The following is a 21,785-nucleotide window of genomic DNA, read 5'->3' on the forward strand; positions in this document are numbered from 1 at the left end:
AAGTGAGACATGATGAGCAGGGTTTTCTGAACCCTGCTCATGCTTAGTTATCAATTTTTCATGTTTATTTAGAGAAGGGGCGATTGAATGCGTGCGGTAAACTGGAACAAAAAAGAAGATGATTTTAGTTTAATGTTTTGGAAGCAAAACATCGCTCAGTTTTGGACAGAAGAAGAAATTGCGGTTTCGTCTGACAAAAATACTTGGGCACAATTATCAAAAGAAGAGCAGGTTGCTTATAAGCGCGTATTAGGTGGTTTAACACTTTTAGATACGAAACAAGGCGGCGAAGGGATGCCACTTGTACTTGTTCATCTTGAAAATTTACAAGCGAAAAGTGTATTAGCTTTCATGGGAGCTATGGAAGAAGTACATGCGAAGAGTTACAGTCATATCTTCACAACATTAGCTACAGAAGAAGAAATTGATGATATTTTTGAATGGGTAGACAACCATCCATTACTTGAGAAAAAGGCTGGTATTGTTACTAGTTATTATCGTCGTTTATTAAAGCCTGAAGTAACGAAAAAAGAGTTATACATGGCAATGGTCGCAAGTGTGTTCTTAGAAAGTTACTTATTCTATAGTGGATTCTTCTACCCACTTTACTTAGCTGGTCAAGGTAAACTGACGGCAAGTGGTGAGATTATTAACTTGATAATTCGTGATGAGTCAATTCACGGCGTATTCGTCGGTATTTTAGCACAACAAATCTTCGCGGAACTTTCTGCAGAAGATCAACAAGAAGTGCAAAAAGAAACGCAAGAGTTATTAATGAAACTATATGAAATTGAAATGGCATATACAGAAGAAATTTACACTTCTATCGGTCTTGTAGAAGATGTAAATCGTTTCGTTCGTTACAATGCGAATAAAGGACTTATGAACTTAGGACTTGAGCCGAAGTTTGAAGAAGAAGAAATTAACCCAATCGTTTTAAATGGTTTACGTACAGATACGAAAAACCATGATTTCTTCTCTGTAAAAGGAAATGGTTACGTAAAAGCAACGAACGTTGAAAAGTTATCTGACGATGACTTCGTGTTTAATTTTTAATATACGATCATAAAGAAAAGCTGTCTNNAGACAGCTTTTCTTTATGATTTTGTTTACATAACACTATTATTTTTATATAGTGATTGCTGTTTAAAGAGTTCTATCTCATTAATGGATAGAATTTTTTTGTAATTAAATGGGTATTTACAATCCTTTTGTATCGGTGTACTNNAGTACACCGATACAAAAGGAGGGAAGAAATGAAAATATATTTTTCTCCAAATACACCAATTTACATTCAGGTAATGGAATACATAAAAAAAGAAATCGTAACGGGTCATTTATTACCTGGCGATAAAATTCCCTCTGTCCGTGAATTAGCGAGAGAATGACAGAGCTATTGAAAATAGAAAATTTATGGAAGAGATATGGGTTAAAAGCAGTAATCCGTGAATTAAACATAGAGATTACAGAAGGGAAATTTGTTGGGCTTGTTGGAGATAACGGGAGCGAGAAAACGACGTTATTAAAAATGATTGCAGGCTTGCAGCATCAAGTGCATTATTCCAAAAACGTGACGTATTATAATAAAGTGAAACTTTAATCAGTGGGGGTTTTCTTCATCCCCCACTGATTATCAGCCCTCACCAATCGGACTTTAATGGGCAGCCCGACCCCCACCTGAATTCTTTGCTTTCGCTGAATTTTGAGGTGGGGGTCTTACTGCCCATTAAAGCGGGATAAAAGAAATCCCAGCTTGTAAAAACGGGGATTTTTATTACATAACTTTCTTCTGTCTTTTAACTTGAAAAACGGTGATACGGTATATTAAATAAAATGATTACTATATATGTTAAGAGATATGCTGTTTGAAAGTATATGAGAGAAATAGGAAGATTTTCAACTATATTCATATTATAATTTAGTTATTCCACCATTTGTAGGAGATGGATTGCCCATAAAACATTGATTAATGCTTTACTTTTTACTATCTTTGGAGGTGATTGATATGCAATATGCATTTTCACGTATAAGGCTACGTAGTTTTTTCGGATGGATGATTATAGGGTTGTTCCTTACGATGATCCCATTAGGTTTATCAAATGTTTCAGATAATACGTTAGAGGTTATTTCACAAATAACTATATTTTTTGTATTTCCGTTATTTTGGTTATACGTAAAAACAAATAAAAACAATGTTGTGTTTCAAAGTTTTTTTGATAAGCCAAGTCGTTTACCGTGGGGATTAATTTTATTAGCGACGATAATGGGAATGATTTTTTCAGTCGGTATATCTCATATTCAATTTTACATATTGGCACACACGTTACCTAATTTTTTAGTGAGTATGTTAGAAGACGGAAATGTAATTAATACGAGTAACATATATATGACAATATTTACTTTCATTTCAGCATGTGTATTAGCGCCTATTATGGAAGAAGTTATTTTTAGGGGTTTCTTTTTACAGCGAATGGCTTATAAATGGGGGATTAAACGAGCTGTAATTATATCTTCACTAATTTTTGGTTTCGGACATTTTGACGTGATCGGTGCTTTCATGTTTGGTGTCATTATGTGCTTTTTATACATAAAGACGAAAAATATATGGACGAATATTGCGGTGCATGCTTTAAATAATTTGATTGCAACAAGTATGCAATTTGTAGGTGGAGAAGAGAGTGGGGCAATCTCAATTCCTGAATTACAAGCGCAAAGTAATTTATGGATTGGCATTGGTCTTGCGGCTGTTGGATTACTTTGGTTAATTCCTTACATATGGAAACAATGGCGTATAGTAAAAGAAGTTGGTGTGCCACCGATCCGCTTTATAAATGAAGAAAAAGTAGTGAATGTATCACAAGAAAATGAAGTGTATAGTCAAGTCATTATAACAGATAGATTGATGGCTGTAGAACTACCAGATGAAGCTGTAAATAAGCTTCGATTAGAAGAAAATGATTATGTAAAAGTATTCGTAGAAGAAGATACAATTGTTATAAAGAAAGCACATGATAAATAATTAAAAAACATCTCTCCTATATATAAAAGGAGAGATGTTTTTTAATTCGTAATAATTTCTACACGAAAATTATTACCGTTCTTTACATATTTAATATCTGTAACAGTACGGACTGTTTTTAAAAGCTCCACTTTCTCACCAATTCGAGGGATGGTCGGAACATTATCCCAAATACCAAGCAAGTCGTCTAATTGTGCCGTTTTTTCATAAAACCAGATTTTCAATGTAAAGCCCCTTTCTCGAACTTTATGTATTTTAATACATAATATATTATTTTTATTCTTAATGTAAGGGGTTTTTAATATTTTTTTGAATAAATATTAATTAGTGTTCTGGGAAGATATGTTCAATGTCCGGAGTAAGAGATACTTCTGATAATACGATATGAGAAACTGTCGTCGCATATGAAGAAACATCATTGATAAATTCTTCAAGTTCAACGAGTGAAGGGACGGAAATTTTTACAATGTAGCATAAGCTTCCTGTTACTCGGTAACAAAAACTTGCAGATGGATAAGACTGAATAAACTGTTGCATACGTGTTGTGTCACCATTTTTTAAAGTGATTTCTAAAATACAATCTAAAACAAGTCCAGCTTTTTTATAATCAATATCGATTGTGTATTTTTGAATAACTCCTTCACTTTCAAGTTTACGAACACGTTCTGCAGTAGACGGAGCAGATAAATTTACTCGTTTGGCTAATTCGCGCATCGAAAGGCGACTATCATTATATAATTCATTTAAAATTTTACGATCAACACGATCTAATTGCATTTGTAAATATACCTCCAGTAAAATGATAATTTTTGTAAAGTGAAAAAAAAAATTAAGATTCATATGAAATGTAAAGAGAACTTTATTTATTTTACAATAAAACAGAAAGAAATAGGAGGGGAAATGATGGAGAGAATTTCATTATCAAATGTAGGAGATACAAAGTTTCAAAAATTATTAGGCCATAATCGGGATATATTACATTCGTGGAGTACGTTAGAAAATACACTGTATAATAAAGGAACTCTTTCAGCGGAGTTGAAGGAACAAGTAAGAAGAACATTGGCGTACGGGAATGAATGCTCGTACTGCATGGCAAAGGGAAGACCAGATGATATGCAAAAGGTAGAAGAAATTAGTGTAGCTGTTACTTTTGCGCATACATTTGTTCATGATAAAAAGGCGATCGATGATAATATGTTTCGTGTATTAAAACAATATTGGACGGAAAAAGAAATTGTAGAGCTTTGTGCTTATATTTGTTTTATTACTGCGTCGCAGCAACTTGGTTTTCTGTTTCAATTACAGCCTAATTAAGGGGAGAATGATGACAAATCAAACAGCACTTATCATAATTGATGTACAAAAGGCGTTCCAATTACCATACTGGGGCGAGAGAAATAATCTTTTTGCCGAAGAAAATATGAAAAGTTTAGTAGAAGAATGGAGAAAGAGGAAGCGACCAGTTTTTCATATTCAACATGTAAATAAAGAAAATGTTCAGTCGATGTTTTATCAACATGCGGAAACAGTAAACTTTAAAGAAGAAGTGAAACCACTGCCAGGTGAAGTAATTATTCAAAAGTCTGTTAATAGTGCGTTCATTGGGACAAATTTAGAAGAACAATTAAGATCGAAACAATGTGATACGGTAGTAATTGTGGGATTAACGACAAATCATTGCGTGGAAACTACGACACGGATGGCAGGTAATTTAGGATTTACTACGTATTTAGTGAATGATGCGACAGCTACTTTTAATCGTATAGGCCCAGACGGCATAGAGTATAGTGCAGAGTCTATTCATAATATGACACTTGTCAATTTGCATGATGAATTTGCAACAATTATGACGACAAAAGAAGTGTTAAAATTATTTTGAGAAAATAATTGCGGAATTATGTAGAAAAAAATAAGAATATTTCGTATAATCTAAGTATAATCATTTTGAAAATAGGGGTGGCATCATATGAAGCAAATTCCAGTAAAGAAAATAGAAGAAGTAGTTGTTTTAGCAGGAGATAATAAACAAAAGCAAAAAGAATTTTATGAATTGCTCTTATCAACAGAGTTTTATGTTGCCGGTTCACTAGAAGCAGAAGACGGAGCAACAGAAGGAACACTTCGTTTGCGTCATTTCCAAGGAGAGGGTAGATGGATCGTGCCGTTCTTTACACAATTGGAATTTGTAAAAGATGTGTTGCCAGAAGGTACGCCCCTTGTTACGATACGTGGAAAAGAATTGTTTGGTAGTATCGAGAAAGATGCAACAGCGGTATTAAATGTTGGTACGGATATAAGTAAAACATTTGTTCCAGAAGAAATTGCGGATATCGCATCTGGACGAATTTTTAATTATTATAAGTAAAAGGAAAAGCTTAATAGCTTTTCCTTTTTAGTTTGAATATGGAGTGGCCACGCCGGAAGAAATAGAGAGTGTTTTATTGTTTGTATGGATTGTCGCTGTAGCTCCAAGCGGAATACCGACGTTTGGGCTTATATGTCCAATCGGTAAACCGAATAGTACAGGTATATCATATGGCGTGAAATATTCAGATAGTATTGTTTGCAATGACTGGGATGGTTTTGAAGGAGTGCAGTCGTGACAACTTGTAAAAATAACACCGCTGCATTCATTAAACTGTCCAGATAAAAGTAGTTGATTTAACATGCGGTCAATGCGATACGGTTCTTCCCCGATATCTTCAAGTAATAAAAGTGTATTGGCCGTATTTATTTCATAGGGTGAGCCAACTATACTCGTTAAAACAGTTAAATTCCCTCCAACCAATGTCCCTGTAACTGAACATGCAGAGGTGGATAAGATACATTCTGATGCAGATAAATTGATTGAACACGGATGGAATAGTTGATTGAAAGAAGATAAAGAGAGAGAATCTATACCTTTTCCTAATTCTTCAATCATTGGACCGTGAAATGTAACAAGCTTTGCATAGCGTGAAAACGCGGTATGTAAAGCTGTAATATCGCTATATCCCCAAAAGATTTTAGGGTTTTGCCTAATGATTTCATATTGAATGTAAGGGAGGAGACGAGCGCTGCCATAACCACCTCGTGCACAGAAAATTGCTTTTACTTCAGTATTTGTAAAAGCTTCATGTATATCATCAAGACGAACTTGGTCTCTTCCAGCCAAATAGCCATACTTTTCATAAACACTCTTCCCAATTAGTACGGATAACCCCATCTCTTGTAATACCTTCACACCTTTTAATACGTTTTCAAGTGTTGGTGGCCCAGACGGAGCAATAATCATTACTGTATCACCTTGTTTTAACGCATTTGGATAAATCATTATTCTCAGCCTCCTTCTCTTTCAATATATTCGCTTCATATGAAGTTCACCCCTTGTAAAAGAAGGGGAAAGCTTATCACATAAAGAAGATATAAGGGGGATAGGAGGGAAATGATGTTTACAAGTCGAGTAATAGATAGATTGCAAATTAAGTATCCCATCATTCAAGCTGGTATGGCAGGTGCGATTACGACGCCAGAACTCGTTGCAGCTGTAAGTAATAGCGGAGGGTTAGGAACGCTTGGAGCAGGATATATGAGCCCAAAACAAATTCGTGAAGCGATTTATAAAATAAGGAAACTAACCGATAAACCTTTTGGTGTTAATTTACTTTTAACAAAAGAGGTACAGATAGAAGAAGAGAAGGTAAACGGGGCGAAAGAGTTACTTAGTGGAGTGAATAGAGAGTTAGGAATAGAGGAAGAGGATGTATTACAGCTTCCAAAAAGTTATAAAGAACAATTACAAGTATTATTAGAAGAAAAGGTACCGGTCGTTAGTTTTGCATTTCAAACGTTAGAACAAGAAGAAATAGATGAATTAAAAAGAAGCGGAATAAAGGTCATTGGAACAGCAACTCATGTAGCAGAAGCGAAAGTACTTGCCGAGCTAGGGGTAGATATTATTGTCGGGCAAGGTAGCGAGGCAGGTGGGCATAGAGGAACTTTTATCGGGAAAGAAAAAGACGCCATGATTGGTACGTTTGCATTAATTCCGCAGTTAGTAGCAGCAGTACCGCATATCCCGATTATTGCAGCTGGTGGTGTAATGAACGGACAAGGGCTTGTTGCGGCATTTGCGTTAGGGGCAGAAGCAGTTCAAATGGGATCAGCTTTTTTAACGAGTGAAGAAAGTATTACACATGATACATATAAAGAGCTCGTATTACAAAGTACAGATACGAGTACAACTGTAACTCGTGCGTTTTCCGGGAAATATGCGCGGGGTATCCGTAATGAATTTATAGAGAAACATGAAGGAGAAGAAGAAAGGCTCCCGATGTATCCAGTGCAAAACGTATTAACTTCTAAAATACGGCAAGAAGCAGCAAAGCAAAATAAGGGTGAATACATGTCACTTTGGGCGGGACAAGCGTCATCATTGGCACGAATAGAATCAGCGCAGCGTGTAGTGAAGCGTGTCATGGAAGAAGCGGATAACGTAATCGAACAATTACAAAATGTATATAGAAAAAGACCACTTGAATAATTCAAGCGGTCTTTTCATTAGTTTGCTTTATAAAATTGTTGGATAGCTTCGTCGATGTAAACCCAGCCCTTCCAACCTAAATGCATATGATCTTTTAAGAAGTACTTATCATATTCATGATTTGAGAAGTCAGCAATTGGATAGCCAGCTTTCGTAATTTGCTCATGAACTTTCTTATAGTACGCTTCGCGGCGTTCTTTCGGGAATCCAGCGTAATCGTACCAAGGACCTTTCACAGGAACAGAAATGAAGAGTGGTTTTGCACCAGATTGTTTTAATAAATCAAGTACCATTTGTAAGTCTTCATATTCTGGTGATTCGTCATAAGAATCATTTTTTAAGTAGCCTTCACGCTGTTTTAATTTCTTCTTAATTTTGTTATTGAAGTAATCATCTTCAATACCGTATTCGTTAGACCCTGATTCTGCTGCACCTGTTTGATCTGCATGTTTACGAGCTTCATCCCAGTTCATTTGTTTTAATGAAGGATCAAGGTTTTCTTTATGCGGTTTAATATCAAACATTACTGTAAATAAATCTTTACGATCTAAAATGTTACGATAAATATAAGCAAAAGGTTTAGCAGCAAGTGCTTTTACTTTATGCTTCGTATCATCATAAGCGATACCTTCAAGTGAAATTTTTAATAAAGTTTCTTTCTTAACAATCTCAAAGTTTAATAAACGTTTTGCAATTTGTTGTTTCATTTCAGGTTTTAAATCATCGTTGAAAATGAAGTGATAACCTTGTTGTTTTGAAAAGTTAGGTGCAAAGTGTGTTTCATCAATACCTTGTGGTACAAACCATTGCGGAGAAAGAACGAATACCATCTTCTTATCTTTCAATTGGTCCATTGTAGATGCAAAGTTTAATACATGTACAAGGTCTTGTGTTCCGCCGCGTCCAAGTAGGAATGGTGTAAATCCTTCAGGCTTTACTTTGAAATAATTTGATGGATGGAAAGCATCCATACGTGCGAATTCCGATGAACCGTACATCGGAAGGTATTTCGGGTCTGCTAACATTTTTTGCTGTAAAATCATACTTTGAATCTTTTCTTCTTTTAAAGAAGTGGCAGCTTGTTCTACTTTTTCATCACTTAAAAGTGGAAGTAGGAAGCGCGTTGGAATAAGTAAGAATACAGCAAAAAGGGCCAATGCTAAAAGCATCGGACCAAATTTTGCTTTGTTCATCGGATTTCTTCCAACTTCTTAATAACCATGTTTGGTGTAGCCCACTCGTCACGGTCAAAATCAGAAATAGAAACTTCAATATCTAAACGCTCTTGGAATTCAACTAATAAAGATACTACAGCGAAAGAATCAAGAATACCTTCTTCAAATAATTGAACATCTAAGTTTTCTTTTACAATATCGTTTTCACATACTTCTTCTAAAATATCTAATACTTGCTCTTTGAATTCTGCCATTTTTAAAATCTCCTTTATATCCGAATATATTATATGTGCAACTTCTTATTGGAATAAGAAGGGTGCATTAAAAGTATCTGTTAAGGTGTCCAGAGAAAATTAGGAAACCGAAACATACAACGTGGAACGTAATTACAATCGCAAGGACGTGCGTAAATTTATTATTTGGCCAAAACTTATGCTTCTTGTTTTTTCGTTCGAAAATATCGAATAGGATGAACAAAGCAGCGTGATAAAGACCATAAATAATGTATTGATACACATGCTCACCAGTAATATGCCATATTCCCATGATGAAGAAGTTTAAAAATGCACCGATATACGAAATTGTGTAGCGGTTTTTAATTAACTTTTTCTTCGTTGCAAAAAAGACGAAACGCATGTAAATAAAGTCACGGAACCAGAATGATAAACTCATGTGCCAGCGGTTCCAGAAGTCTTTAATATTACGACTAAGGAATGGTTTATTAAAGTTTTCTGGCGTTTTAATCCCCATCATATAACTTACACCGATTACAAATGAGCTATAACCAGCAAAATCGAAGAATAAATATAAGCTATAGCTATACATGTAAATCATATTTGAAAGGATTGTGTCGTGTTGCGCGAATGCTGGATCCATAAAATATTGCTTTATTAAGTAAGCGATAATAAATTTATATAAGAAACCTTGGAAAATACGGTTTAGTCCTATATATAGTAAGTTTTGATATTCTTCTGCACTAGGTGGCTTTTGAATATCTTTTTGGAATCTTCGGTAACGATCGATAGGTCCCGTTGAGATAGCTGGGAAGAATAAAACGAATTCCCAAAAATTGAAGAAGGAAAGTTCTTTAATTAAGCCATCACGAACTTCAAATACCATTTGTACTGCTCTAAATGTTACATAAGACATTCCTAAAAATACAACAAACTTTAGTTCAGGTACAAACGGTGCGATTTTTGCCAAAATAAGTGGCAAAATTGATAAAATAACAGCTATACAAAATGTGAATGTACTATTATTTTGTTTTCTTAAAAGTAAATAGCCTTTAATAAGGGCATATTGCCAAATAATAAATGCGGCTAACATAATTGCTTGCTTCGGTTTATCCGAGAATATAATAGCAAGCATGACTAATGTTAAAACGGCATTATATTTACGCAACATTTTACCTTTTAATCCAGCTATGATAGTAGGTATTAATAAAATGCCCACTATAGCGAAAAAATAAAATGATCCATATGCGGTCATGCTGTAACCTCACTCAATAATTTTTTGCGATCTACCTTTCCATTTGGTGTCATTGGAATAGAAGATTGATACATGAATTTACGTGGAATCATGTAGTTTGGTAAACGCTCATTGAGTTCTTTTTTGATTGCAGATGTTAATTTGAATTCTTTTTCAAACGAATGCTCTCCAGGAACAACAACCGCTAATAAATAATCGTATTTTTCACCTTTTTTAATAGGAACAATAACTGCCCCTTCTACGTAAGAACACGCACGAAGATGATGTTCGATTTCTTCTAATTCCATTCGATAACCATGAAGCTTAATTTGGAAATCAAGACGACCATTATAGAATAGAAGACCATTTTCTACATAGCCAGCATCGCCTGTTTTATAGGCACGCTCGCCGTCAATTATAGTAAATGCTTTTTCTGTTAATTCAGGGCTTCCTAAATACCCAACGCTTACGCTAGGACCAACAATTACGATTTCACCTTTTTCACCATCAGGTGCAATTGTGCCATCTTCTTTCATAATAAGAAGGCGACAATCTGATTTACAGTAGCCAACTGGAAGTGATTTATATTGATCCAGCACTTCTGTTGTAACGTGAATACCTGTTACAGCAACTGTAGCTTCTGTTGGACCGTACGTATTCATAATTGTGGCTTTCGGGAACCGCTCAATTAATTTTCTGGCTACTTCATTTGGTAACACTTCACCGCAGAATAAGAATGTTTTCATGTTCGGTAGCATACTCTCAGAGAAAGATGCTTCCATTAAACACATTTCAGCGAAAGATGGTGTTGAAGTCCATACTTGAATATCCGATTGCTCTAAAGAAGCAAACAAGTCTTTTGGACGTGCAATCATATCTTTATCGATTGCCCAAAGTGTACCACCTGTTACTAATGATGGGTAAATATCCATTACAGATAAATCGAATGAGAAAGGTGCTTGGTTTAAGAATACTTGCCCTGCTTGTAAGTTGAAATCTTCTACAGCCCATTTTGTAAAGCTAACAAGGCAGTTATAAGTAATCTGAACCCCTTTCGGATTACCTGTACTTCCTGATGTGTAAATAATGTAGAAGTTCTCATCACCTTTTACCGCATGTTCAGGATTTGGAGTGTTCCCTTTATGAGTAAAGAAAATATCTTTTAAGTTGTTTTCACTTACAATGCGAACTGGTAAATCAGTTACAGTTACTTCAGCTGCCGATAAAAGTAATTTCGCACCAGAATTTTCAGCGATACGTTGTACACGATCAGCTGGGATAGATAAATCTACAGGAATGTAAGCATGTCCAGCTTTTACACAACCTAAAAAGTTAATGATCATTTCAGGTTGCATATGGCCATACACCATAATTGGTGAACGATCATCTGGATACTCAGAAGAAATCCAATGTGCTAACGCATCAGAATCTTCCTTTAATTGTTTGTACGTAATTTTCGCATCTCGCCAAACAAAAGCGGTTTGATCAGGCGTTTCTGCAGCCCACTTTTCAATTTGTTCTAATAACTTCATAACGTTCCCACCCTAAAATTCGTTGTAAATAAATGTACTTGTGTTTGTATCATGGAATCCATACAACCAAAGTAATGCAAATAAAATTGCAAGGTAATAAACCGTCTTTGCAACCCATTGTGTGAGTGGTCGAGACCATATCTCTTTTAATCTTTCCATGTCTTTCCCTCTCTTAATGAAATAATAGCTCTTTGTAGGTATCATGTCCTACATTATTGTGAAAAAAACAAAATCCCACATTTTAGGTAAAAATAAGTCAAAAGGCTCTTTTCTGATATTAGCACTAAATACTAAAAAAGAAAATCCCTAACTTAGCAATTATATTACATTCAGCATGAATTTGTAATGGGTTTGACATGCAAATAGAAAGTGGATTGTGTGAATGTATAAAAGTGGACTGAGAGAATGGGTAGAAATGCAATATTTGTTTGTATCTTTGCGTTTGTCATAGTTAATTTATGAATCGCTAAAGTTTCTTAACAGGAGGGATTTTTGATGAAGAGCGTGTGGAAGGATATTATTTCAGAAAAAAATATTATGAAATGGAGACGGCATTTTCATAAATATCCAGAACTATCGTTTGCTGAAAAAGAAACTTCTCAATTTATATATGATACATTATGCTCATTTTCTACTTTGGAAGTAACGAGGCCAACGAAGTATAGTGTACTAGCAATTAAAAGAGGAACGGAACAAGGGAAAGTAGTTGCAATTCGAGCTGATATAGATGCTCTACCAATTCAAGAGGAGACAAGGAAATCTTATACGTCTGTAAATAAAGGAATGATGCATGCATGTGGACATGATGCACATGCTGCTATTTTGTTAAGTGTTGCAGAGACGCTAGCAAATATAAAGGAAGAGTTTGTAGGTGAAATTCGTCTATTCTTTCAGCATGCAGAAGAAGTATATCCTGGCGGCGGACAAGAAATGGTTGCGGCAGGTGTTATGGATGGCGTTGATTATGTAATAGGTTTACATGTTATGTCTGGATTAGAAAGCGGGAAGATTGGGATTGTGTATGGGGCGATGATGGCAGCACCAGACGTATTTACAGTTGAAATTCATGGAAAAGGAGGGCATGCGGCGCGGCCAGAAGAAACGGTAGATCCTATTGCTATCGGAGCACAAATTATTACAAACTTACAACATATCGTATCAAGAAATACAAACGCTTTTATGCAAAGGGTAGTTTCGGTTACGCAGTTTCATGGGGGGATGGCGGATAATATTATTCCAAATGTAGCAACTTTAATGGGAACGGTTCGCTCTTTTAATCAAACATTAAGGAAAGAAGCAGAAGAGAGAATTGAGCAAGTCGTGAAAGGAATTACAAAAGCACATGGAGGATCATACACATATACGTATCGATATGGATATGATCCAGTTATTAATGATGAATCTATCACGAAAGTAGTAGAAGAAAGTGCGATATATTTATTCGGGCATGAGCGTGTTGTGAAGCTGGAACCTTCTATGGGAGGAGAAGATTTTTCAGCATATTTAAGAAAAGCACCGGGTTGCTTCATTAAGTTGGGGACGGGGAATGAAAAAATAGATACATGTTACCCGCATCATCATCCAAGATTTGATGTAGATGAATCCGCTTTAATTTATGGAGTGGAATTATTTTTAGAAACAACGATGAGGTTACTGAAATCATAGAAAAGCATAAAAAAAGGCAACTGCACTCTATTGCAGTTGCTTTTATTTCTTTCCGTCAGAGAGGGCTGAGAAAGAACTATGCTCATTTATAGTATATGAATAGCTAACGGACAAGCTTGTACATTTTAACTATTTTTTTAAAAATAGTTATTGACATTGATAATCAATTTCAATTAATCTAAGTGTAGTTAGAATTGATAATTATTATCAATAGGATGGATGCGACATGTTAATGAGAAAAAAATATCACCTTCTGCGTAGGGGATTAAAAGATAAAAATAAAGATGTTGATCAGCATATAGAATGGCAACGAAATGTAATTCGTTCGGAATATGTAGAAGAGAAGAGTGCAATTCAAACAGAAAAAGAGATACAAAGTAAAGGGAGAGATAAAGTTGAGTAAGTTAGTAATGATTTTTGCAAGTATGAGTGGAAATACAGAGGAAATGGCCGATCATATTGCAGGGGCAATTCGTGAAACAGAAAATGAAATTGAAGTTATTGATATTATGGATTCACCAGAAGCTTCTATATTAGATCAGTATGATGGGATTATTTTAGGCGCTTACACTTGGGGAGACGGAGACCTTCCTGATGATTTCTTAGACTTTTATGACGCAATGGATTCTATTGATTTATCTGGAAAAAAAGCGGCAGTATTCGGGTCATGTGATTCGGCTTATCCGAAATACGGCGTGGCTGTTGACATTTTAATAGAAAAGCTGCAGGAACGTGGGGCAGCAGTTATGTTAGAAGGACTAAAAGTAGAATTAACGCCAGAAGATGAAGATGTAGAAAAATGTTTACAGTTTGGAGCTGAATTTGTAAAACATCTTTCTTAATGGCAGAAGGGAGATGAAGAGCAAGTGCATGAGAAAATCGCCATTAAAACGATGACAGATTACCATTTGTATGATTTTATGCGTTGTCCGCATAAATTTTACTTTCGTCATATAAAAAGAAGAGAACCTTCTTCTTTTGAATGGCAACAAATAGCACAGATGATTGTGAATCAAATTATTAACGAGTATTACACACTACCTGCGGGTCAACAAACGAAAATTGTACTTTTAATATTAATAGAAAAGTATTGGGAAAAAGTAAGGATTAATATGTTTGCTTCGAAGACGGAGTACTATATTGTGTTAGCGAAGCTAACGGATCACTTATTACAGTTTGTTGAAAGAGATGATAGCGAGACGCCGCCGTTATTTTTATTTGAAAAATTTCAAATATATATGGAAGAGTTAGGTGTCCACATGTCATTGACATTAGAAGTTGGTGAGTGGCGTACTGGGTCGTTTGTAATTAAAAAGTATGTTGTCGATGCAGATGAGGAAATGCTTGCTCTTTGTCAAAAGTTAATGACAGTATTCAGTTATAAAGCTTTCGGTATTCTTCCAGGAAAAGTTGAAGTTATTAATTTAATAGAAGGAACTAAGTATGAGTACATTCCGAAACAGGAAGATATTATAATTGGAATGGCTGATTTATCTAGAATGAAAGAAATGTTGCAACAACCTGAGCACTACACAGAGCGGCATTTTCGTTCTGAGTGTATGAGTTGTGCTTTTCGTAGTGAATGCCAAGGGGAAGAAGTAAAGGAAGAAGCGAAGCAGCGGAAAAATATCGTACATTAAAGGATGCAAATTTGCATCTTTTTTTGTTATTGACATGAAAAGCTTTTCATCATTTACGGTGTATTTGTAGCAGATTTTAATACGAGGAGGAATAATCAATGAAAGACGAAACGAAAGTATTTCAATGGTTAAAAGAACAAAATGCTCCTTTTGGAATGCAACTACAAATTTTACAGGCGTTTCAATTATATAAAGTTATTGTTGAAATGGATAAAAAGTTAATGATGTATGAGGAGAAAGAATGTAGGGAGAGAATGTAATCTCATCCCTGTAATATCGTTTTCAGCTGTTCTGTACCCGTAATGAATGCTAGTTCATTCTCTGTCTCAAAGTTATAAATAATATTATGTAATAAAGGGCTGTATTGATAAAAGGTCGTGACGCGGTGAATGAGTAATGGATCATGGTGAGAAATAAGAGTACTGTATTGCTCATATACAGATGTAGTAAATTCATGTCCGAAGTCATGATATAGCCCAGCGAAATCAAAAGCAGGATCTCCAATTTGAGCATCGCCAAAATCGATAACACCTGAAATGGTTGTATGCTGCTTATTAAATAAAATGTGATGGTGTGTAAGGTCAGCATGAATGATTGTATTTTGAAATGCGGATGTAGCAATGCACGCAAAGAAATTTTCGAATAAACGATTTAAGGCTAATTTCTGTAATGAAGTAAGGTTGTTAGTAACATACTGATTTAATTTTGTTTGTAGCTCTTTCCAATAGGTAAGTGTTTTTTCAAGAGGGAATCCTAACGTTGTACCTTGTTTTAAAGGAATACTATGTAGGGTTGCAAGGAAAGTAGCTAATTGTGTAATAATTGCTTTCCGTTCTTTATCGTCAAGCTTGATAACTGTTTCTGTTTTTAATGGTTCACCATGAATGAGAGTATAGTAACTACAAAGCGGAATCGCATCAGCATCCTTTCTATATAATAGGTGATACTGTGGAACCTCAATTTCTTTTAGTGAATGAGAGAGAAGCGCGCATAGTTCCTTTTCTAACGGAATTCGCGTTGCATATTCAACCTTTCTCGGAAAACGAAACAGTAGTTCATCATTTATAATAACTGCTATATTATCCCATCCTTCTTCATTTTGCTTATATGAATGTATAGAAAGATTAGGCAAAGCTTCTTTTATATATTGTTTGTAAGAGTCCATAATTTTACCTCGTTTCTAAGTTAAATTATTCCACTTAATAATATCAGAATTTTCTTTCTAAATGTTAAGATATAACTATTATTATGAATAGGGATGAGGTGTATTGTGAGGAAAAGAATAGTAATCACTTCGTTATTTATTATTTTTTGTTTGTTTTGGTCATATAAAAAAATAGTTTTTGTTACCTTTAAACCGATAGATCACTATCAGTTAGATCAGGAATTAAAGAACAAAAGTATAGAAACTTTAACTCATAGGGAAATGAAAAAGGTAGGAGAGTACTTTGTGACAGCCCAGCTGTCAGTGTTTGAGTTTAATAATAAAGAAGATGTGAAGAAAAAGAGTGAAGCACTATTTGTAAATAGAGGGTATGAACAATTAATACAAAATTATTACCCAAATCGTTTTCGGGATTTAGAGTATAAATTTAAAAGCGAGGAGATACGTGAAGAGACAGGTGAGAGTTTTCGCTATCATGCTGTAGTGTATGTTGCTGGCACTGAAGAAGGTGAGAGAAGTGAAATTAAATTATGATATGAATATTGTAAAGGTTAATAATATATTTATGGTGTTAGAACAAAGACAATATGTACAATAAAGTGAAGTTTTAATGAGTGGGATTCTTACTGTTCGCAAATAGTGGGATAAAAAATCCCTCAGTTCTTTGAGGGATTTTAAAGATTTTCATTTTGTTGTCCAAGTTCTTTTTGAGCAATGTATAAATTCCCTTGCTCGACTTGTTTCAGTGTATGAACAGAATCTCCTGCATATCCTTTTTCAGTTTTCACAGTTCTTTTTGAACGATTGGAATCTTGTTTCTTCATATTAATAAACCACCTTCCATCAAAAATAAACGAAAATGATAAGCACAAGTAATACAGCAGCGAAAATGGTTATACCCATTAAAAAAGAAGTGTTTTTATATTTAGGCGGCTTATGTACATCTTGCCGATATCCAGGTGAAATTTCAGGGGCGAATTCTTCGTCAAAGGATTGCTTTTTGTCTTTTTCGTCCATATGTATCCACCTTTCTTTTTCATTATGTTATACGTTACAAGAAAAAATATGCATAAAGAAAACAGCCGCTTTATCGTTAGCGGCTGTTTTCTGTTGTATATTTTCGTTGTACTTGAAAGAGACGGATAAGTAGGAAGCTAGCACCAAATGCTAGACCGATAATAAGACCGATCCAATACCCTTTCGCTGCCCAGTCAGTATACGTTGCTAATATGTAACCAAGAGGGAGGCCTATTATCCAATAAGCAATTAATGTCATAATTAAGGCAACATTTACGTCCTTATAACCACGAAGTGCTCCTTGTACGGGAGTTGCAATCGCATCAGATATTTGAAATAGAATCGCAAATATAAGAAATTCTTTTGCTAAATGATGAACTTGTACATCTGTCGTATAAATAGAAGCAATTTCATCGTCAAAGAAATAGAGAAGGATCGAATATAATAGGGCAAATGCAAGGGCTAATCCAATCCCGATAAATCCATATTGTTTTGCATTATCGTATCGGTTTGCTCCAACTTCAAATCCAACTGCGATAGTCATTGCCATTGCTAAACTTAGCGGAGTCATATATAACAAGGAAGCAAAGTTCATAGCTGCTTGATGCGCTGCAATAGTTGTTGTATTAAAATTACTCATCATAAGTGTTACTGCAGCGAAAATACTCGTTTCAAAAAAGATGGCAAATCCGATAGGCACGCCAAGTTTTAAGAATGCTTTCCAACTCGTGAGAGAAGGGCGGTATAACTGTTTAAAGATATTAAACGATGCAAAAGGTTCTTTCGTACGAATAATAATGACGGTAATAATTAATATGCACCAATATGTTGCTGCTGAAGCGATTGCGGCACCAACACCACCGAGTTTTGGAAATCCGAAATGACCAAAAATTAATACATAATTTAATACTACATTAATTGGTAATGATAATAGGGTAATAATCATCGTTGTTCGCGTTTTCCCAAGTGCATCAATAAATCCACGTAAGACAGTGTAAGTGAATAAAGGGATAATGCCAATCGCGATAATAACTAAAAATTGTGTTGCAATACGTTCCACTGGTTCTTCTAAGCGCATGCCGTTTAAAATAGGTGAAACAGTGAAAAAACCGATAAGAATGACAATGAAACTCGCACAAATTGCTAAATATACTGCCTGTATGACAACGTGTGGAACATCTTCTTTTTTCTTTGATCCAACGAGTTGTGCAACAATTGGCGTAGTGGCCATTAAAATTCCTGTTAATCCCGTACTAACTGGAATCCATATACTCGTTCCGATAGCAACACCTGCTAAATCAGTAGGACTTGCATGCCCTGACATTGTTGTATCAAAAAAGCTCATCGCAAATAATGACATTTGCGTTACAAAAATCGGGAAAAAGAGTAATACAAACTGTTTTAACTTTTGTGAGAATGAAGTAGTTTCTTTCATAAAATCCCCTTTCCGATAAAAAACAAACCTTTTCTATCATACAATTTAATCAAAAAATAGAAAAGAAATACGCGTATGCAACAGATAGAATCAATAAAAAAAGGATGCACTTTGAAAAGGGATAAGGTATTATGATAAGGTGTGAAAAAATTACATATTCGTTATTAAGGAGGCACTACTTGTGGCTGATTGGTTAATTGGAATAATCATGGGTGCTGTTGAAGGATTAACAGAGTTTTTACCAGTTTCATCAACAGGACATATGATTTTAACAGGTCATTTACTTGGGTTTGACGACGAGAGAGCAAAAGTTTTCGAAGTTGTTATCCAATTGGGATCGATTCTAGCAGTTGTTGTTATATTTTGGAAGCGTCTATGGTCATTAGTTGGAATAGGAAAAGTAACAGACGGACCATCGTTAAATTTATTACATATTATTATTGGGATGATTCCTGCCGGCGTACTTGGTGTATTATTCCATAGTGCAATTAAAGAAGTTTTATTCGGTCCAGGACCGGTTGTTATTAGCTTAGTAGCTGGTGGTATTTTAATGATTGTTGCTGAGAAGTTTTCAAAACCAAGTACAGCAAGAACGTTAGATGAAATCACATATAAGCAAGCATTTACAATCGGAATGTTCCAATGTTTAGCGCTTTGGCCAGGATTTTCTCGTTCTGGATCTACAATAAGTGGTGGTTTATTAGCGCGCGTGTCGCATACAGCGGCAGCTGAATATACATTCATTTTAGCAGTGCCAATGATGGTAGCAGCAAGTGGTTTAGATTTAATTAAAAGCTGGGACATATTAAGCGCAAATGATATACCGTTATTTGCAACTGGATTTATTACTGCATTCGTTGTTGCAATGCTTGCAATTGTTTCATTCTTAAAATTATTATCTCGTGTAAAACTAACACCGTTCGCTTACTACCGTTTCGTTTTAGCTGCGGTATTCTATTTCTTCATTATGTAATAAAAAAACTGCCGAGTTCGGCAGTTTTTTTATTTTACTACTTTTTCCATCATGCTTTCCATTACATGTTCCCAAAGAGAAGTATCATCAGCTAATGTAGCACGGAAGTTAGCATACATTTCTTTTTGTTTTTCTTCGAATGTTGGATCCTCTTTTTCAGGCAATGTAGTACGCATTGAAGTTACTAATTCTTGTACTTTTGGAGCGCGTGGTCCCCACACAGCTTGCTCATTTCCATCTTTATCAATGAAAATGAAAATTGGAATCGCACGTGCTGTTCCATTTGTTAAATATTGATCCATTAATTCTAAGTTTTCATCGCGAATTAATAATCTCATATCAATATTTGCAACTTCAGAAATTCGTTTCATAACAGGAACACATAGCAGGGCATCACCGCACCAATCAGCAGTTAATACGATAACGCTCCATCCATCATTTTGACGCTCTTCTAAAACAGGAAGTAGTTCGTTTGGAATTAAAAAGTTATTGTAAATGTGTAATAGTTCGTATTGGTTTACTTTCATTTCATTCACATATGTATCAAAGGACATACCTTTATCAGCCCATTGTTGTAAGTTCATAAGTAACACCTCTTTAGTATGATTTGTTTTTATTGTACCAATTTTTATGTAGAAAAGCTTGTATTCTTACTCCTTCTTGTCACTTAATGATTTATTTAATAGGGAAAAGAATAGTACGACACATAATTCAGCTATGTTAGACAATTGTACGCTCTCTATCCAGTCGTCGGCGGTATGTATGACAAACCAATCTAGCGTAATTTCAATGATGGAAAGCAGGACGATTGAGAGGTAATTGGGCATACTTGTCATCATTGGATGTAGGAGCACTTTAAAGAAAACGAATATAAAATATGTAATGCCATCTAATAAAAGAATAAGTAAAAAAAAGAGTAGTAGAGCTGTTTTTGATGAATATTCTATACCTGTAATTTGAAAGATTCCTACATATACAAAAAATATAAATGCAAAAAACATAATGAGAAACAGAATAACAAAACCAATAATCAAAGTCTTATCTTTTAGATTAAGATTAGAAAATTTGTCTTCTTCACTCACTATTTCAACTCCTTTTTTTGGAAATTCAATTTTATTGTATCATGAAATAAATATTAAAAAACTACGAATTATGGGAAAATAAGGTGACAAAAAGTAAGATTTCATGTAAAATTATTAATAAGGTTTTTATTTAATCAAATGAAATAAAAGGGGCTGTCAAAATTGTCTCAAAATCGAGAGCAATTAATGGAAGAACTATCGACAAATGTTTTTGCTATGTTTCGCACATTGCGTAATGATATCGGAAAAATATTTGGTGGTTACATACCGTGGAATGAGTTCATCGTTCTTAGAATATTGAATCGTACGAATAAAGAAATGGTATCACGAGTAGCTAATGAGCTAAATGTGTCGAATAGTCATATTACAGCTGTTACAGAAAAATTAATTAATAAAGGTTTTGTAACTCGTTCGCGTTCTACATCAGATCGCCGAGTTGTATATTTAGAGATTACAGAACAAGGGAAAGATTTAGTTACGAAAATGGAAGATGCGAAAAAACAATACTTACAAGAAAGATTTTCCGCACTTTCAGAAGATGAAATGAATGTAATGATTTCTATTTCTAAAAAACTTATATAAGTAATTACAAACAAGAAAGCGCTTACGAAATGATAAAGAAGAGGTTCCTCATATGTGGAATCTCTTCTTTCTTATGTAAAAGATTATAAAAAATAAAATATGTACCATACTACTAGTAAAGGAAGGAGGGAGAAATATGACAAATCGTAATGGGAGTAAAGGAAGCGGTAATCAAGGTTCACCAAAATCAGGGCAGTTTAATCAGGAGTTTAGTACTGAATTTGAAACTGGTAACGACAATAAAGGAAAAGAATATCGTTCGAAAAAAGGAAGTAAATCAAAAAAGGAGTGAATTAATTCACTCCTTTTTTGATTTACGATGCTGCAGATTGATCAGTATTGTATTTTTCCTCTGATTTTGTGACAATCATTGCGCAAATTGCATCACCGGAAATATTGACCGCATTCTACTAGTAGATTTAATACCATCGTAAGCATTGCAAGTCCTACACCTGGTACTTGCCAGTACAGCAGTTAATACGACCATAGATAGATAGAAAGACAAAAAAAT

The 21,785-nt window shown here is 34.8% G+C and carries 28 protein-coding genes and 3 pseudogenes; 17 read left to right on the plus strand and 14 right to left on the minus strand.

What is annotated here, in order from left to right:
- Positions 1-87: 87 nt before the first annotated feature.
- The 4 genes and pseudogenes from nrdF (at position 88) to COE49_RS14470 (ending at position 3,019) form a co-directional block, all read left to right on the plus strand.
- Positions 88-1,056: a class 1b ribonucleoside-diphosphate reductase subunit beta gene (gene nrdF / locus COE49_RS14455; RefSeq protein ID WP_088231320.1), complete on the plus strand. Its 969-nt coding sequence runs from the start codon at positions 88-90 to the stop codon at positions 1,054-1,056.
- 200 nt (positions 1,057-1,256) lie between these two features.
- A pseudogene (locus tag COE49_RS14460) lies at positions 1,257-1,385 on the plus strand (GntR family transcriptional regulator); the annotation flags it as partial.
- Positions 1,385-1,549 (plus strand): annotated as a pseudogene (locus tag COE49_RS14465) (ATP-binding cassette domain-containing protein); the annotation flags it as partial. The pseudogenes COE49_RS14460 and COE49_RS14465, both read left to right, overlap by 1 nt.
- A 456-nt stretch (positions 1,550-2,005) precedes the next feature.
- The gene (locus COE49_RS14470; RefSeq protein ID WP_098252404.1) at positions 2,006-3,019 is read left to right on the plus strand and encodes a CPBP family intramembrane glutamic endopeptidase; all 1,014 of its coding nucleotides are present in this window, start codon (positions 2,006-2,008) and stop codon (positions 3,017-3,019) included.
- 41 nt (positions 3,020-3,060) lie between these two features.
- Here the strand turns inward: COE49_RS14470 and COE49_RS14475 are convergent, their stop codons facing one another.
- Positions 3,061-3,243 carry a DUF3913 family protein gene (locus tag COE49_RS14475; protein WP_000707110.1) on the minus strand — a complete coding sequence of 61 codons (183 nt, stop codon included), beginning with the start codon at positions 3,241-3,243 and terminating at the stop codon, positions 3,061-3,063.
- Positions 3,244-3,343: 100 nt separating this feature from the next.
- Positions 3,344-3,796 (minus strand): Lrp/AsnC family transcriptional regulator, encoded by a 453-nt coding sequence (locus tag COE49_RS14480; protein WP_088231318.1) that lies wholly within the window; start codon positions 3,794-3,796, stop codon positions 3,344-3,346.
- 63 nt (positions 3,797-3,859) lie between these two features.
- On the opposite strand from COE49_RS14480, the gene COE49_RS14485 reads away from it, so the two are divergent.
- From COE49_RS14485 to COE49_RS14495, 3 genes are all read left to right on the plus strand, one after another.
- Entirely contained in the window at positions 3,860-4,333 is a 474-nt protein-coding gene (locus COE49_RS14485) for a carboxymuconolactone decarboxylase family protein (protein WP_140417408.1), read from the plus strand.
- Between the two features lie 10 nt (positions 4,334-4,343).
- Positions 4,344-4,898, plus strand: a complete 555-nt coding sequence (locus COE49_RS14490; RefSeq protein ID WP_088231316.1) for a cysteine hydrolase family protein — start codon at positions 4,344-4,346, stop codon at positions 4,896-4,898.
- 87 nt (positions 4,899-4,985) lie between these two features.
- A complete protein-coding gene (locus tag COE49_RS14495; protein ID WP_088231315.1) occupies positions 4,986-5,384 on the plus strand; it encodes an SseB family protein in 399 nt (132 codons plus the stop codon).
- 27 nt (positions 5,385-5,411) lie between these two features.
- On the opposite strand, the gene COE49_RS14500 is transcribed toward COE49_RS14495, so the two are convergent.
- On the minus strand, positions 5,412-6,332 hold the full coding sequence (locus COE49_RS14500; RefSeq protein WP_098252402.1) for a S66 peptidase family protein: 921 nt from the start codon (positions 6,330-6,332) through the stop codon (positions 5,412-5,414).
- Between the two features lie 114 nt (positions 6,333-6,446).
- On the opposite strand from COE49_RS14500, the gene COE49_RS14505 reads away from it, so the two are divergent.
- On the plus strand, positions 6,447-7,541 hold the full coding sequence (locus COE49_RS14505; protein WP_098356918.1) for an NAD(P)H-dependent flavin oxidoreductase: 1,095 nt from the start codon (positions 6,447-6,449) through the stop codon (positions 7,539-7,541).
- A gap of 17 nt (positions 7,542-7,558) precedes the next feature.
- On the opposite strand, the gene dltD is transcribed toward COE49_RS14505, so the two are convergent.
- From dltD to COE49_RS14530, 5 genes are all read right to left on the minus strand, one after another.
- On the minus strand, positions 7,559-8,734 hold the full coding sequence (gene dltD, locus COE49_RS14510) for a D-alanyl-lipoteichoic acid biosynthesis protein DltD (RefSeq protein ID WP_088231312.1): 1,176 nt from the start codon (positions 8,732-8,734) through the stop codon (positions 7,559-7,561).
- Positions 8,731-8,970, minus strand: coding sequence for a D-alanine--poly(phosphoribitol) ligase subunit DltC (gene dltC / locus COE49_RS14515; protein WP_000807310.1), 240 nt, complete (start codon positions 8,968-8,970; stop codon positions 8,731-8,733). Before dltC ends, dltD begins: the two co-directional genes overlap by 4 nt.
- A gap of 67 nt (positions 8,971-9,037) precedes the next feature.
- Complete coding sequence (gene dltB / locus COE49_RS14520; RefSeq protein WP_088231311.1) at positions 9,038-10,204, minus strand: D-alanyl-lipoteichoic acid biosynthesis protein DltB; 1,167 nt, start codon at positions 10,202-10,204, stop codon at positions 9,038-9,040.
- Entirely contained in the window at positions 10,201-11,715 is a 1,515-nt protein-coding gene (gene dltA, locus COE49_RS14525; protein ID WP_088231310.1) for a D-alanine--poly(phosphoribitol) ligase subunit DltA, read from the minus strand. The genes dltB and dltA overlap by 4 nt, the downstream gene beginning before the upstream one ends.
- A 12-nt stretch (positions 11,716-11,727) precedes the next feature.
- Positions 11,728-11,874 (minus strand): teichoic acid D-Ala incorporation-associated protein DltX, encoded by a 147-nt coding sequence (locus COE49_RS14530; protein ID WP_000440293.1) that lies wholly within the window; start codon positions 11,872-11,874, stop codon positions 11,728-11,730.
- 336 nt (positions 11,875-12,210) lie between these two features.
- Between COE49_RS14530 and COE49_RS14535 the strand changes: the two genes are divergently transcribed.
- The 5 genes from COE49_RS14535 (at position 12,211) to COE49_RS27670 (ending at position 15,280) form a co-directional block, all read left to right on the plus strand.
- The gene (locus tag COE49_RS14535; protein WP_088231309.1) at positions 12,211-13,380 is read left to right on the plus strand and encodes an amidohydrolase; all 1,170 of its coding nucleotides are present in this window, start codon (positions 12,211-12,213) and stop codon (positions 13,378-13,380) included.
- A 226-nt stretch (positions 13,381-13,606) separates the two neighbouring features.
- Positions 13,607-13,783: a hypothetical protein gene (locus COE49_RS27665; RefSeq protein ID WP_088231308.1), complete on the plus strand. Its 177-nt coding sequence runs from the start codon at positions 13,607-13,609 to the stop codon at positions 13,781-13,783.
- A complete protein-coding gene (locus COE49_RS14545; RefSeq protein ID WP_088231307.1) occupies positions 13,776-14,222 on the plus strand; it encodes a flavodoxin in 447 nt (148 codons plus the stop codon). Before COE49_RS27665 ends, COE49_RS14545 begins: the two co-directional genes overlap by 8 nt.
- 24 nt (positions 14,223-14,246) lie before the next feature.
- On the plus strand, positions 14,247-15,020 hold the full coding sequence (locus COE49_RS14550; protein WP_088231306.1) for a hypothetical protein: 774 nt from the start codon (positions 14,247-14,249) through the stop codon (positions 15,018-15,020).
- Positions 15,021-15,118: 98 nt separating this feature from the next.
- Complete coding sequence (locus tag COE49_RS27670; protein WP_088231305.1) at positions 15,119-15,280, plus strand: hypothetical protein; 162 nt, start codon at positions 15,119-15,121, stop codon at positions 15,278-15,280.
- 2 nt (positions 15,281-15,282) lie between these two features.
- Here the strand turns inward: COE49_RS27670 and COE49_RS14560 are convergent, their stop codons facing one another.
- The gene (locus COE49_RS14560; RefSeq protein ID WP_088231304.1) at positions 15,283-16,185 is read right to left on the minus strand and encodes an aminoglycoside phosphotransferase family protein; all 903 of its coding nucleotides are present in this window, start codon (positions 16,183-16,185) and stop codon (positions 15,283-15,285) included.
- 93 nt (positions 16,186-16,278) lie between these two features.
- On the opposite strand from COE49_RS14560, the pseudogene COE49_RS14565 reads away from it, so the two are divergent.
- Positions 16,279-16,783: pseudogene (locus COE49_RS14565) on the plus strand (biotin transporter BioY).
- A gap of 76 nt (positions 16,784-16,859) precedes the next feature.
- Here the strand turns inward: COE49_RS14565 and COE49_RS27675 are convergent.
- The 3 genes from COE49_RS27675 to COE49_RS14585 form a co-directional block, all read right to left on the minus strand.
- Positions 16,860-17,009, minus strand: a complete 150-nt coding sequence (locus tag COE49_RS27675) for a hypothetical protein (RefSeq protein WP_000743737.1) — start codon at positions 17,007-17,009, stop codon at positions 16,860-16,862.
- Between the two features lie 19 nt (positions 17,010-17,028).
- Complete coding sequence (locus tag COE49_RS14575; RefSeq protein ID WP_000343545.1) at positions 17,029-17,202, minus strand: hypothetical protein; 174 nt, start codon at positions 17,200-17,202, stop codon at positions 17,029-17,031.
- Between the two features lie 76 nt (positions 17,203-17,278).
- Positions 17,279-18,637: an MATE family efflux transporter gene (locus COE49_RS14585; RefSeq protein WP_088231302.1), complete on the minus strand. Its 1,359-nt coding sequence runs from the start codon at positions 18,635-18,637 to the stop codon at positions 17,279-17,281.
- A 181-nt stretch (positions 18,638-18,818) separates the two neighbouring features.
- Between COE49_RS14585 and uppP the strand changes: the two genes are divergently transcribed.
- Positions 18,819-19,610, plus strand: coding sequence for a bacitracin resistance undecaprenyl-diphosphatase (gene uppP / locus COE49_RS14590; RefSeq protein ID WP_088231301.1), 792 nt, complete (start codon positions 18,819-18,821; stop codon positions 19,608-19,610).
- Positions 19,611-19,639: 29 nt separating this feature from the next.
- On the opposite strand, the gene COE49_RS14595 is transcribed toward uppP, so the two are convergent.
- The gene (locus COE49_RS14595; RefSeq protein WP_098252396.1) at positions 19,640-20,227 is read right to left on the minus strand and encodes a thioredoxin family protein; all 588 of its coding nucleotides are present in this window, start codon (positions 20,225-20,227) and stop codon (positions 19,640-19,642) included.
- Positions 20,228-20,260: 33 nt separating this feature from the next.
- Positions 20,261-20,692, minus strand: coding sequence for a YrvL family regulatory protein (locus COE49_RS14600; protein WP_088231684.1), 432 nt, complete (start codon positions 20,690-20,692; stop codon positions 20,261-20,263).
- A 162-nt stretch (positions 20,693-20,854) separates the two neighbouring features.
- On the opposite strand from COE49_RS14600, the gene COE49_RS14605 reads away from it, so the two are divergent.
- Both COE49_RS14605 and COE49_RS14610 read left to right on the plus strand, forming a co-directional pair.
- Positions 20,855-21,274, plus strand: a complete 420-nt coding sequence (locus COE49_RS14605) for a MarR family winged helix-turn-helix transcriptional regulator (protein ID WP_140417421.1) — start codon at positions 20,855-20,857, stop codon at positions 21,272-21,274.
- A gap of 136 nt (positions 21,275-21,410) precedes the next feature.
- Positions 21,411-21,566 (plus strand): hypothetical protein, encoded by a 156-nt coding sequence (locus COE49_RS14610; protein WP_000184928.1) that lies wholly within the window; start codon positions 21,411-21,413, stop codon positions 21,564-21,566.
- The last annotated feature ends 219 nt before the right edge of the window (positions 21,567-21,785 follow it).

The sequence above is a fragment of the Bacillus sp. AFS029637 genome (assembly GCF_002584985.1).
In the GTDB taxonomy this organism is placed as follows: domain Bacteria; phylum Bacillota; class Bacilli; order Bacillales; family Bacillaceae_G; genus Bacillus_A.

What these genes read in the sequence shown, in the direction of transcription:
- nrdF (WP_088231320.1), top strand. Translation starts at nt 88, where the DNA reads ATGCGTGCGGTAAACTGGAACAAAAAAGAAGATGATTTTAGTTTAATG.
- COE49_RS14470 (WP_098252404.1), top strand. Translation starts at nt 2,006, where the DNA reads ATGCAATATGCATTTTCACGTATAAGGCTACGTAGTTTTTTCGGATGG.
- COE49_RS14480 (WP_088231318.1), bottom strand. Translation starts at nt 3,796, where the DNA reads ATGCAATTAGATCGTGTTGATCGTAAAATTTTAAATGAATTATATAAT.
- COE49_RS14485 (WP_140417408.1), top strand. Translation starts at nt 3,860, where the DNA reads ATGAAATGTAAAGAGAACTTTATTTATTTTACAATAAAACAGAAAGAA.
- COE49_RS14490 (WP_088231316.1), top strand. Translation starts at nt 4,344, where the DNA reads ATGACAAATCAAACAGCACTTATCATAATTGATGTACAAAAGGCGTTC.
- COE49_RS14495 (WP_088231315.1), top strand. Translation starts at nt 4,986, where the DNA reads ATGAAGCAAATTCCAGTAAAGAAAATAGAAGAAGTAGTTGTTTTAGCA.
- COE49_RS14500 (WP_098252402.1), bottom strand. Translation starts at nt 6,332, where the DNA reads ATGATTTATCCAAATGCGTTAAAACAAGGTGATACAGTAATGATTATT.
- COE49_RS14505 (WP_098356918.1), top strand. Translation starts at nt 6,447, where the DNA reads ATGTTTACAAGTCGAGTAATAGATAGATTGCAAATTAAGTATCCCATC.
- dltD (WP_088231312.1), bottom strand. Translation starts at nt 8,734, where the DNA reads ATGAACAAAGCAAAATTTGGTCCGATGCTTTTAGCATTGGCCCTTTTT.
- dltC (WP_000807310.1), bottom strand. Translation starts at nt 8,970, where the DNA reads ATGGCAGAATTCAAAGAGCAAGTATTAGATATTTTAGAAGAAGTATGT.
- dltB (WP_088231311.1), bottom strand. Translation starts at nt 10,204, where the DNA reads ATGACCGCATATGGATCATTTTATTTTTTCGCTATAGTGGGCATTTTA.
- dltA (WP_088231310.1), bottom strand. Translation starts at nt 11,715, where the DNA reads ATGAAGTTATTAGAACAAATTGAAAAGTGGGCTGCAGAAACGCCTGAT.
- COE49_RS14530 (WP_000440293.1), bottom strand. Translation starts at nt 11,874, where the DNA reads ATGGAAAGATTAAAAGAGATATGGTCTCGACCACTCACACAATGGGTT.
- COE49_RS14535 (WP_088231309.1), top strand. Translation starts at nt 12,211, where the DNA reads ATGAAGAGCGTGTGGAAGGATATTATTTCAGAAAAAAATATTATGAAA.
- COE49_RS27665 (WP_088231308.1), top strand. Translation starts at nt 13,607, where the DNA reads ATGTTAATGAGAAAAAAATATCACCTTCTGCGTAGGGGATTAAAAGAT.
- COE49_RS27670 (WP_088231305.1), top strand. Translation starts at nt 15,119, where the DNA reads ATGAAAGACGAAACGAAAGTATTTCAATGGTTAAAAGAACAAAATGCT.
- COE49_RS14560 (WP_088231304.1), bottom strand. Translation starts at nt 16,185, where the DNA reads ATGGACTCTTACAAACAATATATAAAAGAAGCTTTGCCTAATCTTTCT.
- COE49_RS27675 (WP_000743737.1), bottom strand. Translation starts at nt 17,009, where the DNA reads ATGAAGAAACAAGATTCCAATCGTTCAAAAAGAACTGTGAAAACTGAA.
- COE49_RS14575 (WP_000343545.1), bottom strand. Translation starts at nt 17,202, where the DNA reads ATGGACGAAAAAGACAAAAAGCAATCCTTTGACGAAGAATTCGCCCCT.
- COE49_RS14585 (WP_088231302.1), bottom strand. Translation starts at nt 18,637, where the DNA reads ATGAAAGAAACTACTTCATTCTCACAAAAGTTAAAACAGTTTGTATTA.
- COE49_RS14610 (WP_000184928.1), top strand. Translation starts at nt 21,411, where the DNA reads ATGACAAATCGTAATGGGAGTAAAGGAAGCGGTAATCAAGGTTCACCA.